Source organism: Aurantiacibacter sp. MUD61, assembly GCF_027912455.1.
In the GTDB taxonomy this organism is placed as follows: Bacteria; Pseudomonadota; Alphaproteobacteria; order Sphingomonadales; family Sphingomonadaceae; genus Alteraurantiacibacter.
Genome location: NZ_CP115446.1, coordinates 1,632,404 through 1,650,881 on the forward strand (window position 1 = coordinate 1,632,404; position 18,478 = coordinate 1,650,881).

At 60.0% G+C, this 18,478-nt stretch carries 9 protein-coding genes; 6 read left to right on the forward strand and 3 right to left on the reverse strand.

Annotated elements, in window-relative coordinates; translation table 11 throughout:
* Nucleotides 1–14: 14 nt before the first annotated feature.
* Together O2N64_RS07850 and O2N64_RS07855 are read right to left on the reverse strand one after the other, a co-directional pair.
* Entirely contained in the window at nucleotides 15–2,912 is a 2,898-nt protein-coding gene (locus O2N64_RS07850; protein ID WP_271077060.1) for a M16 family metallopeptidase, read from the reverse strand.
* A 58-nt stretch (nucleotides 2,913–2,970) separates the two neighbouring features.
* The gene (locus tag O2N64_RS07855) at nucleotides 2,971–5,121 is read right to left on the reverse strand and encodes an acylase (protein ID WP_271077061.1); all 2,151 of its coding nucleotides are present in this window, start codon (nucleotides 5,119–5,121) and stop codon (nucleotides 2,971–2,973) included.
* Between the two features lie 114 nt (nucleotides 5,122–5,235).
* On the opposite strand from O2N64_RS07855, the gene O2N64_RS07860 reads away from it, so the two are divergent.
* Together O2N64_RS07860 and clpB are read left to right on the forward strand one after the other, a co-directional pair.
* Nucleotides 5,236–5,739, forward strand: coding sequence for a hypothetical protein (locus tag O2N64_RS07860; protein ID WP_271077062.1), 504 nt, complete (start codon nucleotides 5,236–5,238; stop codon nucleotides 5,737–5,739).
* 147 nt (nucleotides 5,740–5,886) lie between these two features.
* Nucleotides 5,887–8,466, forward strand: a complete 2,580-nt coding sequence (gene clpB, locus O2N64_RS07865) for an ATP-dependent chaperone ClpB (protein ID WP_271077063.1) — start codon at nucleotides 5,887–5,889, stop codon at nucleotides 8,464–8,466.
* Nucleotides 8,467–8,543: 77 nt separating this feature from the next.
* On the opposite strand, the gene O2N64_RS07870 is transcribed toward clpB, so the two are convergent.
* Nucleotides 8,544–11,894 carry a TonB-dependent receptor domain-containing protein gene (locus O2N64_RS07870; RefSeq protein ID WP_271077064.1) on the reverse strand — a complete coding sequence of 1,117 codons (3,351 nt, stop codon included), beginning with the start codon at nucleotides 11,892–11,894 and terminating at the stop codon, nucleotides 8,544–8,546.
* A gap of 477 nt (nucleotides 11,895–12,371) precedes the next feature.
* Here O2N64_RS07870 and O2N64_RS07875 point away from each other — a divergent pair, with 477 nt between their 5' ends.
* The 4 genes from O2N64_RS07875 (at nucleotide 12,372) to O2N64_RS07890 (ending at nucleotide 18,394) form a co-directional block, all read left to right on the forward strand.
* Complete coding sequence (locus O2N64_RS07875; RefSeq protein ID WP_271077065.1) at nucleotides 12,372–15,956, forward strand: TonB-dependent receptor domain-containing protein; 3,585 nt, start codon at nucleotides 12,372–12,374, stop codon at nucleotides 15,954–15,956.
* Between the two features lie 184 nt (nucleotides 15,957–16,140).
* Nucleotides 16,141–16,926: an SDR family NAD(P)-dependent oxidoreductase gene (locus O2N64_RS07880; protein WP_271077066.1), complete on the forward strand. Its 786-nt coding sequence runs from the start codon at nucleotides 16,141–16,143 to the stop codon at nucleotides 16,924–16,926.
* 30 nt (nucleotides 16,927–16,956) lie between these two features.
* Nucleotides 16,957–17,844: an S-methyl-5'-thioadenosine phosphorylase gene (mtnP, locus tag O2N64_RS07885; RefSeq protein WP_271077067.1), complete on the forward strand. Its 888-nt coding sequence runs from the start codon at nucleotides 16,957–16,959 to the stop codon at nucleotides 17,842–17,844.
* Nucleotides 17,845–17,914: 70 nt separating this feature from the next.
* Nucleotides 17,915–18,394, forward strand: a complete 480-nt coding sequence (locus O2N64_RS07890; RefSeq protein ID WP_271077068.1) for a MarR family winged helix-turn-helix transcriptional regulator — start codon at nucleotides 17,915–17,917, stop codon at nucleotides 18,392–18,394.
* Nucleotides 18,395–18,478 lie beyond the last annotated feature (84 nt).

Genomic DNA, 18,478 nt, shown 5'->3' on the forward strand with positions numbered 1-18,478 from the left:
GGAGCGCCGCGAGCTTACAGCTCGTCCACGCTCAGATATTCGATTGGCATGCCGAGGCGTTCCAGCTGCGGATCGATGATGTCTCGGTCGCCTACAACGACAATGACGAGATCATTGGGCTGGAGGTATTCGCCAGCGGCCGCATCGATATCCTGGCGCGAAACGCCGCGCCAAAGATCGGGCAGGCTCGCCTGATAGCGCAGATCGCGGCCCAGCAATTGGTTGGACAGCAGCGCGCCGAGCACCTGTCCGTTGGTCTCGAAACGGTTGGGCAAGTTGCGAATATTGCCGTCCGTCACGCGCTGGTATTCGACATCATCCACCGGGCGGACCGAGGGGAAGGCCGACATTTGCGCGAGGATCACCTCGATTGAATCCGCCGTTCGATCCGCCTGCACCTGGGTGCTGATCTGCAGGCGGCGCGGGCCTTCGGCGCTCGGGATCGAAGAGCCGATGCCATAGGTCCAGCCGCGGGTTTCGCGCAGATCATTGTTCAGTCTGGACAGGAAGCCGCTGCCGATCACTTCATTGGCCAGCTCAACCGCTTCAAAGCCATCGCTATGCCCCTCGAACGGCGTGATACGTCCGATTGAGAGGAAGCTGGAGGGCGAGTTTGGCCGATCCACCACGACGAGGCGCGTGCCTGGCGCAGGGATCTGAGCATCGACGGATTTTTCAGGCGCGGGCGTTGCCGGTGCCCGCCAATCGCCAAAGCTCGCCTCGAGCGCGGCCACCAACTCGTCCATCGACACATCGCCGACGGCAGTGATGGTGGCGAGATCGGGGCGGAACCATTCGGCATGCTCGGCCACAAGGTCGCTTGCAGTCAGGCCGGATACGACATCCGCATCGCCTGCCGAGGAGGCATAGGCATAGGGATGGTCGGCACCATAGATGAGCGGCATCAGCGCGCGGCTGGCCATACCTGAAGGCGAGGCGAGCTGCTGCTGAATGGCGGCAACACGCTGGCTGCGAACGCGGGCCACGTCTTCTTCGGCAAAGGCCGGATTGCGTACGATATCAGCCATCAGGTCCAGCGAAGGCTGGAGGTTGGCGGACAGCGCAGTGAGCGAGACGGTGCTGCGCTCCACCCCGGCATTCGCGTTGATAGAGGCGCCAAGCGTCTCCTGCGCAATGGCGATATCGAGCGTGCTACGCGAGGTCGTGCCCTGCGTCATCGCGTCGATCATCGTTTCATGGACACCGGCCATGCCGATCGGATCGACCGCGCTGCCGGCATCGAACACCATGGCCAGATTGATCTGCGGCACCGCATCGCGGCGTGCGAGAACGACTTCGATGCCGTTCGAAAGCGTCGCGCGTTCGACATCGGCGAAGGTGAGTGCGCCGACCGGTTCTGGTTCGGGCAAGGCGCGTTCAGGGCCGGTGCGGGTCACTTCGACATCGCTGCCGGTATCGGGTTCGGGTGCGGGATTCTGGTCCTCATCGCCCCAGCCGCCGAGCGCGCCGCCGTCGAGCGTGCGTTCGCCCGGAACCACGACCAGCGTCGTCTCGGGGCGCGAGAGCCAGCGTTCCATCGCCGCGCGCACCATCTCCGGCGTCAGCGCGGCCATCTGTTCCAGCTGCGTGCGGTAGAATCCGGCATCGCCTGCATACATCAGCCCTTCGGCAAGGATCATGCCCTTGCCGCCAAAGCCGCCGACGCTCTGCTGCCCGCCGATGAAGCCGGAAGCGAACTGGGTGACCGCGCGATTGATTTCGTCCTGTGTCGGGCCTTCCGCGTTCATGCGCGCGATTTCCGCTTCGAGATCGGCCTGCGCATCGGCATGCGGCACGCCGTCTTTCACCGTAACGATGGCTTGCAGGAAGCTCAGCTGCTCATGCTGCTGCGAATAGGCGTAGACGCTCGTCGCGCTTTCCTCTCCGCGCACCAGCTCATTGTCGAGCCGCGAGGAACTGAGGCCGCCAAGGATCTGCATGCCGACCTGCAGCGGAATGGCATCAGGATGTGTGAGGCCGGGGCCGGTCCACGCCTGATAAATGCGGGTGGATGGCACCTGATCGGTGATTTCCTGATAGACCGGCTCTGCCAGAGTGACCGGGCCAGCTTCAAGCTGCTCCACATCGGGCCCTGCCGGAATATCGCCGAACCAGCGCTCAACCATGGGGCGAGCGGTTTCCGCGTCGATATCGCCGGTCAGCGCCAGCACGACGTTGTTGGGGCCATAATTGTCGCGGAACCAGTTCTGCACATCGACGAGGCTTGCCGCGGAAAGGTCCGCCATCGAGCCGATGGTCGAGTGGCGATAGGGGTGGCCGACCGGCAGCAGCGCATCGTTCATCACATAATTGACGAGGCCATAGGGGCTGTTGTCCCCCTGACGCTTTTCGTTCTGCACGACCATGCGCTGGTTATCGAGCTTTTCCTGGCTCACCGCGCCGAGCAGATAGCCCATGCGGTCGCTTTCCATCATCAGCGCGAGGTCAAGCGCGCCGGTAGGCACGGTCTCGACGTAGTTGGTGCGATCATACCACGTCGAACCATTGGTACTGGTCGAGCCTGCGGCTTCCAGCGGAATGTCGAAATTCTCGACATTCTCCGATCCGCCGAACATCAGATGCTCGAACAAATGGGCAAAGCCCGTGCGGCCGCGCGGTTCATGCTTGGAGCCGACACGGTAGTAGGTGGTGACGCCCACCAGCGGGCTCTTGCGATCGGTGTGAATGATCACCTGCAGGCCGTTATCCAGCGTGAACGTCTCGTGCGGGATGTCGATCGAGGCGAGCAGATCGTCCAGCGAGGCTGCCTGTGGCGTCGCCACGCTCGCTTCGGCTTCGACATACTCCGCTCGCGTCTCGGCGACGGGCGCAGTGTCGGTGGTGGAACATCCCAGCAGCGCCAGTGTGGCGGTGGCCGGAAGGAGCGAGCGGAGTGCTGTGCGCAGATTCATGGCGCATCTGTTAGCACGCTCTGCCACATTGGGAAGGGCGTTTGCTGCGCACGCTCGACTATCTCTGTCGGTTAGACACGACCTGCCGACTTGCTGCGTTTTCCAGCACGTCTTCCCGCCAGAAGCGCACCGGTTTCAGCTCATGATCGACATAGAGCTGCATCTGGTCGGTGTAGTGCGGACTGTCGGGTCGCGTGGTAGCCGCGCCGAAGGGCTGGATCGATTGCGATCGCACCCGCTCACCCGCCTCCCATTCGACGAACTGGATAAAGCTGTCTCCATGGCGGAGCGAGAGCCGCCCGTCGTCATCGATGTCCCACAGAGTGGAGGCGCGCAGCGTGTCCGATCCGCCGTCGAGCGGCAGGTCGACCTCGCCCTGACGCAATCGCAACAGATCGCTCATCGGCACATCCAGCCGTCCGAAGTGCTCCATCAGATGATTGGCAGAGCGTTCCAGCTCCTCGCGAAAATCCGGGATGTCGCCATTGTTGTAATCGGCGCCCATGAAGGGACGGATCATCAGCAGAGCGAGCGCATCGGCGTCGCCGACATTGTCCGCTGACAGGTCCCATTGGCCGAGCAGCGCCTGCGCGCGCGCAAGCCCGGGATCATCCGACAGGTCGAGCGCAGCAACGCCATCGAGCATCATCGCCACATAGCCTTCACGGTTGTAGCCGGTGTCGTATTTGATCGCTTCCAGCCGCGCGCGGTCTATGGGGCCGGGCTCGCTCAACAATTGCGCAGCGCGCCGCGCGCGATTTGTGGAGCGGATCTCGATACCGAGCACGGGACTGAAGTCGGCGGGGTCCAGATCGCTGCCTTCGCCGGCTGCGCTAAACGGCGTGTTGTTGGCATTGAAAAGCCAACCGCTTTCCGGGTTCACTAGCTGCGGGATTTCGCCGAAGTCGACAGGGCCACCCCAGATCAGGTCGCCCCGATCGCCCGGCAATACGCCCCGCCAGTCCGGACCTTCCATGCGATCGGGAATGGCTGCGTTATAGAAATAGCCGATATTGCCCGCTTCATCGGCATAGATGAAGTTGGTGGACGGAATATCCATCCGGGCGAGGATGGAGCGAAATTCGTCGAGATCGCTCGCCTTGTTCAGGCGGTAATAGGCATCGAGATTGTCCAGATTGTCGATCCCGCCATAGCGGACTGCGAAATAGCCTTCATCGTTCTTGATCACCGGGCCATGTGCGCTGCGATATACGGTTTGCGGCACGGGGAGGGTAAACGGACCGAATTTGACGCCGAGCCATACGGTGCGCGTTTCGAGCGGGAGCCATTCCCCGTCGAGCCGATATTTCTCGCCCGCATCGTCCATGACCAGTTGGTACACGTCGATCATGTCGGGGCGATTGACGGTATTGGTCCAGCCGAGATGTTCGTTGTGCCCGAGGAATGGATAAGGGCTGCCGGGAAAGTTCGCGCCGGTGAAGTGCCAGCCTTCCTCGCTCTGCACAGTCATTTCGTACCAGGCGACGCCACCGCGCAGTGGCTGGTGGCTGTTGGAAACGAGCCGCGTTACGCCGTCGCCCGATTTTTCAGGAGCGATGGCAAAAGCGTTTGAGCCGGCAAAATTGCCTGCCTCGCCCATGTGAACAGGCAGGGCGGCAAGCGGCGGACCAGGTTCGGGGTTGCGCTCCTCCCCGGAAACAAGCGGACCGATGACTTTGTCGAGGCCGAAAAAGAATGGCTGGCGCAAAGCGAAGCCTGCGGCCACATCTTCTCCGTTGACCGGGAAAAGATTGCGCAGTTTTACTTCGCCGGGATTTTCGTCCGCGAATTGGTTGAGGCCGCTCGCATAGGCATTGAACAGCGCCTGCGTATCTTCGGGCAAGCTCGTAAACTGCCGCTGCGCAGTGCCGCGCGCATCGAGCAGATGATAGGCATAATCGACCGCTGCACCGTCCTGACCGGCAATCGCTCCATAGCGCCCGCGCGCCATGGCCAGCACGTCCTGCAGAGTATCGAAATCATCCTGCGCGTGGGCAATTGCGACGCCATAGGAGACATCGGCATCGGTCTCGCCATAGATATGCGGAACGCCATATTCGCTGCGGATGATCTCTGCCTGATACACGCGGTCGCTTTCCGGTGGAGTGCCGCGCTCCGCAGCGATCGGCTCCCACACCAGCAGGCCAATCGATATGGCTATGAGTATCGCGATAACGCTTAAACCGGCCCACCGTAATGGTATTCTCATATAAACTCGAGCTTTGTTGGGAGGGGATTGGATGGTCCTAGACAACCGTTGGGGAAAGGTAAAATCGAGATGCGTTTCATCATCGGTGACGCTTGACTCGATGGTGGCGTTAGAGTGTCTGCTGAGGTTCGCAATCGTAATGGGGAAATAGTGAGGAGGGCAGCAGTTTTGGTGGGTGTTGTGCTTTTGGCAGCGTGCGGGAGTGCGGATGGTGATTCAGTAGGAGAGACGACAGGCGTCGAGACAGCGACATCACCGGTAACCTATGGTCTTGCTGCAAGCTGTGCCGGACGAGCGAATGCCCTTATTTATGCGCTGAATGGTGATGAAGATGCATCGGCTGCTGGTGAAGTGCGACCAGCGATTGTGGGTGTGACGCGCGAGAGATTGATGTTCATCGCTCAGTCTGCAGAACAAACCGCCATAACTCTCGGCCTCGATTTGGCGGAAAAGATGACTGGGGATGAAGTTTCCAGCGAAATTAGTGGAATTACGCGTCGCACGAATATGCGGAGACACAGCGCAGAGAGGCGAGGCGATGAGGCGCGCTACCTCGAAGTGCAGAGCTTAGCAGACTCACTTTTGGATGAGTGTGCTGCTTTTGATCCTCAAGACTAGGATTTACTCCTCGGCTGGAGCACAGCCTGTCACCTTATCAAATCCAATCGTCTCGACAGGCGCATGAAATTTACCGACCGGCGCACTTGTGTGACGAAAATGCAACACTATGTGTCACAGGTAATCAGATAAGGGACGAGACAGGGAATGAATCTCGATAAATTCACCGATCGCGCGCGCGGCTTCCTGCAAAGCGCGCTGACCATTGCCATTCGCAACGAACACCAGCGGATTTCGCCCGAGCACATCCTGAAAGCTCTGCTGGAGGATGAAGAGGGCATGGCCGCAGGCCTGCTCCAGCGCGCGGGTGCCAATCCGGGTCGCGCGGTGCAGGAAGTGGACGCGCTTCTGGCGAAGATCCCTGCCGTCAGCGGAGGCGGAGCGCAGCAGCAGCCGGGCCTCGATAATGACAGCGTGCGCCTGCTCGATCAGGCCGAGCAAGTCGCCGAAAAGGCGGGAGACAGCTATGTCACCGTCGAGCGGCTTTTGCTGGCGCTGGCTCTGCAAAAGGACAGCCGTGCAGGCAAAGCGCTCGCCGCAGCGGGGCTCGACCCGCAGGCGCTCAACACCGCCATCAATGAGCTGCGGAAGGGCAAGACGGCGGACAGTGCCAATGCCGAAGCGGCCTATGATGCGATGAAGAAATACGCGCAGGATCTTACGCAGAGGGCGAAGGACGGCAAGCTCGATCCCGTCATCGGGCGTGACGAGGAAATCCGCCGCGTCGTGCAGATCCTTGCCCGCCGCACAAAGAACAATCCGGTTGTCATCGGTGAGCCCGGAACGGGTAAGACGGCGATTGCCGAAGGCCTCGCGCTGCGCATTGCCAATGGCGATGTGCCGGACAGCCTGAAGGACCGCACGTTAATGGCGCTCGACATGGGTAGCCTGATTGCAGGCGCAAAATATCGTGGCGAATTCGAAGAGCGTCTGAAGACCGTGCTCGACGAAGTGAAGGGTGCGGATGGGCAGATCATCCTCTTCATCGACGAGATGCATACGCTGATCGGCGCCGGCGCGAGCGAAGGCAGCATGGATGCGTCCAACCTTCTGAAGCCCGCACTTGCACGCGGCGAACTGCATTGCATCGGCGCGACGACACTCGACGAATATCAGAAATATGTCGAGAAGGACGCGGCGCTCCAGCGGCGTTTCCAGCCCGTCTTCGTGGATGAGCCGAGCGTGGAGGACACGATTTCTATCCTGCGCGGCATCAAGGAGAAATACGAGCTGCACCACGGCGTGCGCATCACCGATGGCGCGATTGTGGCCGCAGCGCAGCTTTCCGAACGCTACATTTCCGATCGCTTCCTGCCGGACAAGGCCATCGACCTGATGGACGAGGCCGCGAGCCGCATCCGCATGGAAGTGGAGAGTAAGCCCGAAGAGATCGAGAACCTCGACAGGCGCATCATCCAGTTGAAGATTGAAGAGCAGGCGCTCGGCAAGGAAAGCGACACTGCGTCTCAAGACCGCCTTGCTGCTTTGCGCGAGGAGCTCGCCAATCTCGAGCAGCAATCATCCGAGCTGACGACCCGCTGGCAGAACGAGCGCGACAAGATCCATGCCGAGGCGCGGATCAAGGAAGAGCTTGATGCGGCACGGATCGAGCTGGAGCAGGCTCAGCGCAATGGCGATCTCGCCGCTGCGGGTGAGCTGCAATACGGCACGATCCCGAAGCTGGAGACGCAGCTTGCCGAAGCCGCCGATCACACCGAGAACGCGCTTCTCAAAGAGGAAGTGACCGAGGATGACATCGCCTCCGTCGTCGCCCGCTGGACGGGTATCCCGATGGAGAAAATGCTCGAAGGCGAGCGCGACAAGCTTCTCAAGATGGAGGAAGTGCTCGGCAAGCGGGTGATCGGTCAGGAGAAGGCGATTACCGCCGTTTCCAAGGCGGTGCGCCGCGCACGGGCTGGCCTGCAGGATCCGGGCCGTCCGCTTGGCAGCTTCCTGTTCCTCGGCCCCACCGGCGTCGGCAAGACCGAGCTCACTAAGGCGCTCGCCGCCTTCCTGTTCGATGACGATCAGGCGATGGTGCGCATCGACATGAGTGAGTTCATGGAGAAGCACTCGGTCGCCCGGCTGATCGGCGCGCCTCCGGGCTATGTCGGCTATGACGAGGGCGGCGTGCTGACCGAAGCGGTCCGGCGTCGGCCCTATCAGGTGGTGCTCTTCGACGAGGTCGAGAAGGCCCATGGCGATGTGTTCAACGTGCTGTTGCAGGTACTTGACGATGGTCGCCTGACAGACGGGCAGGGCCGCCAGGTTGATTTCAGCAATACGCTGATCATCCTGACATCGAACCTCGGCAGCCAGTTCCTTTCCAATCTGGGCGATGACCAGAAGGTGGAGGACGTGGAAGATCAGGTAATGGATGTGGTGCGCGGACACTTCCGCCCCGAATTCCTCAACCGGCTGGACGAGATCGTGCTGTTTCACCGCCTGGCGATGGAGCACATGGCACCTATCGTCGATATCCAGGTGGCGCGCGTGCAGAAGCTGCTGAAGGATCGCAAGATCGTGCTCGACCTGACCGAAGGTGCGCGCAAATGGCTTGGCCGGGTGGGATACGATCCCGTGTACGGTGCGCGGCCACTCAAGCGCGCGGTGCAGCGCTATCTCCAGGATCCGCTGGCGGAGAAACTGCTCGGCGGAGAGATCCCCGATGGTTCGACTGTCAAAGTCGATGAAGGCGACGGAGAACTGCAGATGGTCGTATCCTGACCACGCTCAAACGGTTTCGGTACAAACAAAAAGGGCGGGGAAATCCCCGCCCTTTTTTTATGGCTATATAATGGGTCTTAGAGGCCCGGCACCTGATCCCCGCGCAGCGTGATGCCGAGGAAGAACGACGTCCCATAGGGCGAGACCGGGTAGGAGAAGTTCGTCGGATACGGCTGCTCATCGGTCAGATTGTTCACGCCGGCGTAGATCGTGAAATCGTCATTCGCTTCATAGCTGACGCTGATGTCGTGAATGAAGTATTCGTCGGCCAGACCGGCAGGGCCAACCTGCGCGTCCAGCGTCTCGATCTCGATGCCCGCAAAGGCGGTGCTGCCGACATACTGCAGGCCATAGCGGAAGGTGAACGGTCCGTAGCCGACGCTCAGCGAACCGACGCCAGCCCACTCCGGACGCTGCTCTTCACGCAGGCCGGGGTTGTTGTTGGTCGGATCGGTCGGATCGAAGAAACGGTCGATATAATCGACCCAGTTGACCGATGCCCTCGCACCGATATCGAATTCACCCACGTCGAAGCGATAGGCGATCGTGCCGTCTATACCTGCAGTTTCGATCCGGCCGAAGTTCAGCTGCGTCTGCGACAGGAAGTCGAAGCCGAGGAACGTCGGGCTGGTGGGATCATCGTTACGCGTGAACTGGCCGCAGAACTGGTTCGGGAAGGCTGTCGAGTCGTAACAGCTGTTCACGATGTCCTGCGAACCCACCGCCGAAATCGCGTCTTCGATCTCGATGTTATAATAGTCGACCGAAAGCACGAGGCCGGGCACGAAGCGCGGCGTAACGACGGCGCCGAATGTGTAGGTCGTCGCCGTTTCCTCTAGCAGGTTTGGATTGCCCCCCGTCGTGCCGGAGAAGCGCGCGGTCAGCGGGTCTGCATAATCGTAGACGCCATTGGTCGAGTAGTCGCTCGCGACCGCACCCAGTGCCTGGAAATCGGCAACGCAGTTGGCTTGGCGGTTTGCTGCGTCTGCGGCATCGAGTACCGCGATCTGCGAAGCGTCACACGGATCGGAGGGGCGGAACACCGTACCCTGCTGCGGATCGAACAGTTCGGAGATATTCGGCGCACGAACAGCGCGGGAATAGGTACCGCGGAAACGCAGGTCTTCCACCGGCGCCCAGATACCGCTCACGCTCCAGGTGAACGTGCCACCCACGGTCGAGTAATCCGAATAGCGCGCTGCACCCGTGACTTCGAGAATATCGAAGAAGGGCACGGCTTCTAGGATCGGAATGTTTATCTCGGCAAAAACTTCCGCGACATCGAACTGGCCACCGGTATTGAAGCTGCGCGTTTGCGCATCGAATACCAACTGCTGGTTGCCAGAGACATCGCCGATGAACTGACCCGCGTTGATATCGGGCGTATCGATCTGAGCGATACCCAACGTCAGCGGATCGAAGTTAAAGCTGCTCTGCTCGTCGCGATATTCCGCACCGACGGCGAAGCGGACGGGTCCGCCGGGAAGCTGGAAGAAGCTGCTCGTGTCACCTGCAAGGCTGGCACTCAGCACGAATTGTTCGAGCACGGCCTCATTAACCGTCGTCACCGTGATAAAGTCGACAGCTTCTTGGGAAACCGACTGTTCGCCGTTGAACAGCGAAGCAGGGCGGCAGCTGCCATCACCCGGATTGAAGGTGAAGAAACCGCCGTCGATAACCGGGAAGAACTGGCTTCCCGGGTGGCGCGCATCGGGATCCAGGTCTGAACGGCAGACGATATTGCCATTGGGGGTGCCGTTGAGGAACTGACCTTCATCCACCGCGTCGATCGCAGCGAACAGGCGGTCTGGTAAAACGGTGTTCTCGTTTTCGATCTCGGATTCAAAGCGGCCGTAATTGGCGCTCAGCTGCCAGCTGAATTCACTTGCTCCGCCAAATTCACCGCGCAAGCCGCCAACGATGCGATAGGTCTCACGGCTGGCGAGTTGGCGCGCCAGTCCAAGGTCGGTGAAGTCACGGCTGACCCGCAGGCCGCCCGCATCATCGGCATCGGCTTGAAGCACGTCGGGGATGTAGGGGTTGTCTGCATAGATCAGCAGCGAATCGTAGAACGTGTTGTAGGGGTTCTGCGATTCCGTGTAGGAATTCACATACTTCGCATCGACGAAGAGATTGACCCCGTCCGTCACGTCATAATTGGCGAGCAATGCTGCATAGACGCGTTCATTGCCCGGAATGAGGCTTGCGCCGCTCAGGCGCTCGGGCGCGCCATCGCCTCCGAACTGGTTGCTCGAGCTGGCAACAATGCCGTCTTCGAAAATCTTGACGCCGCCACCGGGCGTGGAGACGTAGCAGCCGCCGCCACCAAAGCCGGTGAGGCCGATGAAGCTTTCCTGGCAGTCATTGATGCCATTGTTGTTGATGTCGGCATCGAAGAAGCCGAAATCGCGGCGGAAGATCAGGCCGGCGCCCGATGAAATCGCGAAGCGCGGATCGGATTGATAGGCGAGGGCAGGCGCATTGAGCGCCTGGTCGATCAACGCCTGCTCCGCAGCAGTCGGTGTCGCGCCGCCACCAAAGATATCATCATAATCAGACGTGCCGGGCAGCGGGATGCGGAAACCGATCGGGAATGAGAAATTCGCGATGCTGTAGTAATCGCGGAAATTCGGCGTTGAATCGGTGATATCACCGCGCTGGAAACGCAGCAGCGGGCTGGGATAGGTCGTCCCGGTGTTGAAACGGCCGTTATTGGCGAAGAAGTCACGATCCCCCTGGAGCAATTGCTCGGTGTAGGAATAGCCTGCCGCCAGCGTTACGTTGCCGCGCCGGTTGGGCGCGTTGAACCCGACGACGCCGTCGACCGCGCCGATCCAGCCATCGCCTTCAGCAGATACGCCGCCGGTGGCATCGATCTGGAAGCCGTCGAAATCATCGCGAAGCACATAGTTCACCACGCCGGTCACCGCGTCGGCACCGTAAACCGCCGATGCGCCGCCGGTCAGCACATCGACGCGTTCGATGAGGCCGGTGGGAATGCTCGACACGTCAACGATCTGGCTACCGGCAACGCCCGAAACGTGACGCTGCCCGTTCACCAATACCAGCGTGCGGACCGAACCAAGACCGCGAAGGTTCAGCGTGGCCTGGCCGATCCCGCCGGCGCCGTTTTGCAACGAATCCGAGATGGTGCCTGAATTCGAAAGCGCGGGAATCTCGCGCAGAGCTTCCGTTGCGTCGATGACGCCGGTCTCGCGAATATCGTCGATCGACACGCTTGAGACGGGGGAGGGTGCCGCATCATTCGGGTCACGTTGAATGCGCGAACCGAGGACAACGATACTGCCCTCTTGCTCGTCAGCCCCCTGTTCGTCGCCCGAATCCTGCGCCAGCGCCGGATTCGCCAGGCAAGCAATGGAAAGAGCGATGGGGGCGGAAGCGTAATGCAGTGCAGTTCGGAGTCTCATGATCGTTCACTTTCCCTAAAGTGGTCTCAAAGTCGCAAGAAGTGAGTGAACATTGCGCCAGAAAGCCTTCGTTCGCAATCTTGATACGCATACAAGAGAAAGAGGGCAGATTTATGTTGCAGTGCAACAACACTACGGTCGCGTAGATTCCATCGAGCGCGGAAGCAAACCGACCGAGAATCAGAGATTTGTGGGGGTGAGCGTTCAGGGTCTGACGCCGATTTGTGACGACGAAATGAAAGCCTGATGCGCCGAAGTGTGTGCTTTTGGTAACAGGAGCGGCCAAAACATGGCGTTTCCCGCGCTTGCTGCGCATGTCGTTTTGACATGCGGCAAGCGCTATTGCAGTCATCCATCCGCAGCGTATTGGAATTCGCAGCTTACCCTGCAAGCCGTTCACGCCAAGAGAGGCAGTGCAATTGCCCGGTCTGGAATGAATGGCTTGTGAATTTCGAAATTGAAGTGGACGCGACAAAAATGAAAAAGTTTCAGAAGAATACCCTGACCGGGTTGGCGCTTACGGTATCCGCCGTGGCGCTTCTCGCAGGTGCTCCTGCTTATGCGCAGGATCAGGACGAGGACCAGGCGGACGGCATCGTTGATGTCGATCCCGAAGAGGAAGTCCTCGATACGGCCGAGATCCCTGAGGGGGAGCGGATCGTCGTTACCGGTTCGCGTGTCCGTACCGACACCTACACCAGCATCTCGCCCCTGCAGACGCTGAGCACCGAAGCCCAGCGCGACGTTGGTAACTTCGATGCCGCTCAGATCCTTCAGCAGTCCGAAGCTGCTGCCGGTCAGCAGATCGACGCCACTTTCCAGGGCTTCGTTCTCGACAACGGCCCGGGTTCGCAGACGCTGAACCTGCGCGGTCTCGGTGCAAACCGCACCCTGCTTCTGATCAACGGCCGCCGCCTGGCACCGGCTGGTGTGGAAGGCGCGCCGACGAGCCCGTCGATCAACCTTCTTCCGGCCTCGCTGATCCAGCGCTACGACCTTCTGCTTGATGGTGCGTCGTCGGTTTACGGTTCGGACGCTGTCGCCGGTGTAGGTAACGTTATCCTGCGCACCGACCTTGACGGCTTCGAAATGTTCTTCAGCGGGAACAAGAACGAGCAGAGCAATGGCGGTGACGACTACACGATCAGTGGTTCGTGGGGCCGTCAGTTCAGCAATGGTTTTATCGGCATCGGTGCAGAATACTCGCATCGTGACGAAATCAGGCTGAGCGATCGCGACTTCTTCAATGGCTGCCGCACCGATTACGAAATCGACCAGAATGGGAATATTCTGACCATCGGCCAGGCTGATCGCGCGGCTCTGGAAGAAGAGACGGGTGGCGCTCTAAGCATTCCGAACAACGAATGTGTGCTGACAGGCTTTACGGGTCGTATCTTCCAGACCAACAGCTTTGGCGGTTCGGCATATTATGTCGGTCCCGGCAATGGAAACTATCCGGGCTTCCCGGACTTCCCGTTCGCTGACTCGTCCAACGCGTTCGGTATCGACCTGGATCGTGATGGCGACGGCATCCGCGACATCGATTTCTACGACTTCAATACCAATGGTACGAACCTCGATCGCACATTCATTCCAGAGCAGAAGCTCTACAACGTGATGGCGTTCGGTGAGTATACGTTCGAAGGCGACATGAACCTCACGCCGTTCTTCGAACTGCTGTACAGCCGTGCTGAAATCCAGTCGGACAACACCGGTTCGCCGACGATCTTCCCGTCCGTGCCGGATCTCAACCCGTTCAACCCGTGTAACATCGACACGAACCCGAACGGTGTTGACTGTCGCTTGCTGGACAACTTCCAGGCCGATAGCTTCGGCGACCTAAACGGGGCCGCTCCTGGTTCGTTCTTTGTCTACGCACCTCCGGGCGTGCCCTTTTCGCGTGGTAACTACGGCTTCTCGCTGCCGGTTGATGCCAGCGCGCAGATCCGCGGTGACCGTGGCAATACGGACGTAACGCAGGAGCAGTACCGCGGCGTGCTCGGCTTGCGCGGCGATCTGCCGTTCATTGGCGATAGCTGGACATTCGAAATTTCGGGTGTCTACTCGCGTTCGGAAGGTCTTTCGGTCCGTCGCGGTATCCGTGAAGACCGTCTGGCATATTCGCTTGGTATCGACCCGACTGCCGACTTCGACGGTGACGGCGTTGCCGACAACAATGGCGACGGCATCGCTGACGATTACGACAACGATTACGAAGTCTTCGGACAGCCAACGATCAACATCGGTGATTCGCGTGCGGGCTCGCCGAATGCGAACTTCGTCGGTAACGATCCGCGTTATATCGGCCCGTGCGGCACCTTGTCGAACCCCGATCTGGCTGCTCCGGACCTCGTCCAGGGCTGTGTGCCGGTCAACCTCTTCGCTGACAGCATCTTCCAGCTGCCGTTCGGCGATTTCGCGACCCAGGCAGAGCGCGACTACTTGTTCGGTGAGCGTGTTGTCGACACGACCTACGAACAGACCGTCATCTCGGCCTATGCAACCGGTGACCTCTTCCAGCTTCCGGCTGGTCCGCTGGGCGTTGTGGTCGGTGCCGAATATCGTCACGACAGCATCACGACGACACCGGATGACAGTGCGTTTAACGGCCTGTTCTTCGGCTTCTTCCGTGACTTCGGTACGAATGGTGGCAAGTACATCTTCGAAGCATTCGGCGAAGTGAATGTCCCGGTCTTCGAATCCGACACCTTTGGTGATCTGGAAGTGAATGCTGCGGGTCGTTTCAGTGAAGAAGAGTTCTACGGCTCGGCCTTCACTTACTCTGGCCGTGTTGGCTGGCGTCCTATCCCGCAGGTTCTCCTGAAAGCCACCTATGGTACGTCTTTCCGTGCTCCGAACCTGCGTGAGAACTTCCTCGGCGGTATCACTGGCTTTACCACGGTTACCGACCCGTGTGCGGTCCCAAGTGCTGCCTTCCGGCCTCTTGCTGACCCGGCCTCGGGCCGTGACGCTGGCTACCAGGAAGATCTCGACACGCGTGATCCGGCGCTACTGGCAATCTGCCGCGCAGAAGGCCGTGACCCGACCCGTGTCGGTATCAACAACTCCGGCACGAACGTCGTTCAGGGCAGCAGCATCGAAGTTGCTAACCAGGGTACGCTGGATCTTGATCCGGAAACCTCGACCTCGTTCACCGCAGGCGTCAGTGTTACCGAAAGCTTCGGCGATTTTGATCTGTCGTTCAACTTCAACTACTACTCGATCCAGGTTGAAGATTCGATCGTTGAATTGTCCGCTCAGTTCACCGTGAACGATTGCTACGACACGGCTGATCTGAATGTCCTGCCGGGAGAAGGTCTGCCGGCGAACTACAATCGCAGCATCTACTGTGACCAGCTCGTATACTCGGGTGGTCGTCAGCTGATCACGGAAGCCTTCCCGCTGTTCCTTAACCAGGATCAGGAAAAGGTCCGCGGTATCGATCTCAACGCGTCCCTCGGTTATGAAATCCCGATGGGTAACGATGTGCTCGATCTCGGCCTTTTCGTTCAGGCAAACCACCTGATCGAACGTAGCACGCTGTTCCTGAACGATGGTGAGGAAGACTTTGACGACTTCACCGGCGAGTTCGGCTTCCCTTCCTGGACGGGCCGCGCAACCGGTACTGTGGGTTATGGTCCGGTGACATTCACCTGGCAGACCCGCTGGATTGGTCGTACCGAGCAGCAGGCTTCGGGTATCGACCCGCTGAGCGATGCTTTCGGTTACAATCCTGAAGGCGAATTCATCGGCGTTATCGGCGATACCTGCCTTGGCGGCGGTTCGCGCGATGCCAATGGCGTGCCGAATGGCATCGTCGAAGGTGACGGCGTGTATTGCCGCGACGTTGGCTTCGCCGACGATTACTTCGTGCACACTGCCTCGATCCGTTACGACTTCAACGATGACATCACGCTGCGTCTTGGTGTGTCGAACGTGTTCGATACGCAGCCGCCGCGTGTTGATGGAACGGAAGTCTTCCAGATCAACAACGTGCCCCCGGGCAACGGTTACGACCTGAACGGCCGCGAGTTCTTCGGAACGCTGTCGGTTCGCTTCTGATCCGATCCGGATTGGCTTAGCCTAAGGAAAGGCCCCGCAACTTCGGTTGCGGGGCCTTTCTCTTTGCGCGCGACGCAAGGTACGTCGCTTTTGGGAAATACTGCGCCTTGACCAAAGCCGCATGCGCTCTAGGACCCGTCAGCACACAATGCGGTTTTGGACCGCACGCAAATGGGGAGCTGCCATGAAGATCGACAATTCCATCGCCGCCATCGTAACCGGAGCGGCATCCGGCCTTGGCGAAGCCACTGCGCGTGCGTTCGCTGCAAAGGGCGCGAAGGTCGCGATCTTCGATATGAATGCCGAGCGCGGTGAAGACGTCGCAAAAGAGCTCGGCGGCGTATTCTGCCACGCCGATGTAACTGATGAAGCTTCGCTCGATGCCGCTTTCGCCAAGGCGCGTGAGGCGCATGGCCAGGAGCGCATCCTGGTGAATTGCGCAGGTATTGCGCCTGTTGGCAAGATCGTGAAACGGGACCGCGAAACAGGGGCGCTGAGCCATCTGCCGCTCGGCAAATTTGCAGGCGCTATCAATATCAATCTGGTCGGCACATTCCTTTGCTGTGCTAAATCGGCCGAAGGTATGATGGCCCTCGATTCGCTGGACGATGACGGGGAGCGCGGCTGCATCGTCAACACCGCATCGGTCGCTGCCGAAGACGGTCAGATCGGTCAGATCGCCTACGCTGCATCGAAGGCGGGCGTGAAGGGCATGACGCTGCCGATGGCGCGCGACCTGATGGGCGAGGGCATTCGCGTAAACGCCATTCTCCCGGGTATTTTCGGGACACCCATGCTCGCCGGCCTGCCTGAGAAAGCGCAAGCTGCGCTCGCTGAAGTGGTACCTTTTCCGAAGCGACTGGGTGATCCGGCGGAATATGCCTCACTTGCCTGCTTCATGGCCGAAACCGGCTATTTCAATGGCGAATGCGTCCGCTTGGACGGCGCCATCAGAATGCCGCCGAAGTGAGCCGGTTCGGACACAGGAGGAAAGCGCAACATGGCTGATTGGCACATCGGAGTAATCGGGGGATCGGGCCTCTATGAACCCGGGGCGCTGGAAGATGCGCAGGAAATTGCGGTGAATTCCGCCTTCGGAGATCCATCAGGCCCAGTCACAACCGGCAAGATCGGCGGCGTGCAATTCACCTTCATTGCGCGGCACGGTGCAGGCCATCGCCTGTCTCCGACGCACGTGAACTACCGCGCCAATGTCGATGTGCTGAAGCGCTGCGGTGTCACCGACCTGCTCGCCATTTCAGCCATCGGCAGCCTCAAGGAAGACTTCGAGCCGGGACATTTCGTCGTGGTGGAGCAATTGCTCGACCGGACCGTCCAGCGCGAACGCAGCTTCTTCGGCGACGGTATCGTTGCCCATGTCCCGCTTGCCGACCCGGTTTGCCCGCGCATGTCCAAAATGGCGGCGTCGGCGGCGGACAAGGCCGGGGCCAACGTCCATGAGGGCGGTACCTATGTCGCGATTGAAGGGCCGCAATTTTCGACCCGCGCCGAAAGCCATATGTTTCGCGATTGGGGCGCCGATGTGATCGGCATGACCGCCATGCCCGAAGCACGCCTCGCCCGCGAGGCTGAGCTTCCCTATGCACTGGTCGGCATGGTCACAGATTATGATTGCTGGCGAGAGCCCGATGGCGATGTCGATGTCGCCGATATTATGGCGCTAATGACCACCAATGCGGAGAACGCGCGCGCCATGCTTGCCGAATTTGCGGCTGCTCTGCCGAAAACGCGAAAGGCCAGCCCAATCGACACCATGTTGGATACAGCGATCGTCACTCCGCGCGATCTATGGGATGTCGGCGCTGCAGCACGGCTCGATGCGGTCGCCGGGCGGCTTGTGAATCTGTTCGCCGAGCCGGAGGAGTAGGCGGGCACCAAAGCTTTTGCCACCGTGCATCTTGCCAAGCGCGCGAGAGATCACTTACAGGTAGTTGCTTATGCAACCAGCCAGCCTTCTCTCGCGCTTCCTGCCCTATCAATTGTCGCTGGCTTCCAACGCCGTCAGCGGCCGGATCGCGATGGAATATCGCCAGCGCTGGGGCCTCAGCATTCCTGAATGGCGCGTGATGGCGGTGCTGGGCGATGCCGGCGCTATGACCCAGCGTGACCTCACCAAACGCACGCTGATGGACAAGGTCGCGGTCAATCGTGCGTGCAAAGTGCTCGAAGAGCGCGAGCTGGCGCAGCGCGCGCCCAATGAGCAGGACGGCAGGTCGCATTTGCTTGAACTAACCGAAGGCGGAAAAGCGATGCATGCCGAAATCATGCCGCTGGCGCTGCAAATGGAAGCGAAGCTGTTCGAAGGCTTTTCCCAGGATGAGCTCGAGCTGTTCCGTGCCCTGTTGGAGCGGGCGCGCAGCATGGCAGAGGAAATGTCCGGCGAGGATCTTTCCAGAGGCAATTTCGGCCTGAAATAGAGCAGGGGTTGCCTCGGCCTCCATCGCAAAAACGAAGAAACCCCGCACGGCTCGCACCGGCGGGGTTCCCTCTTGCCCACTGCC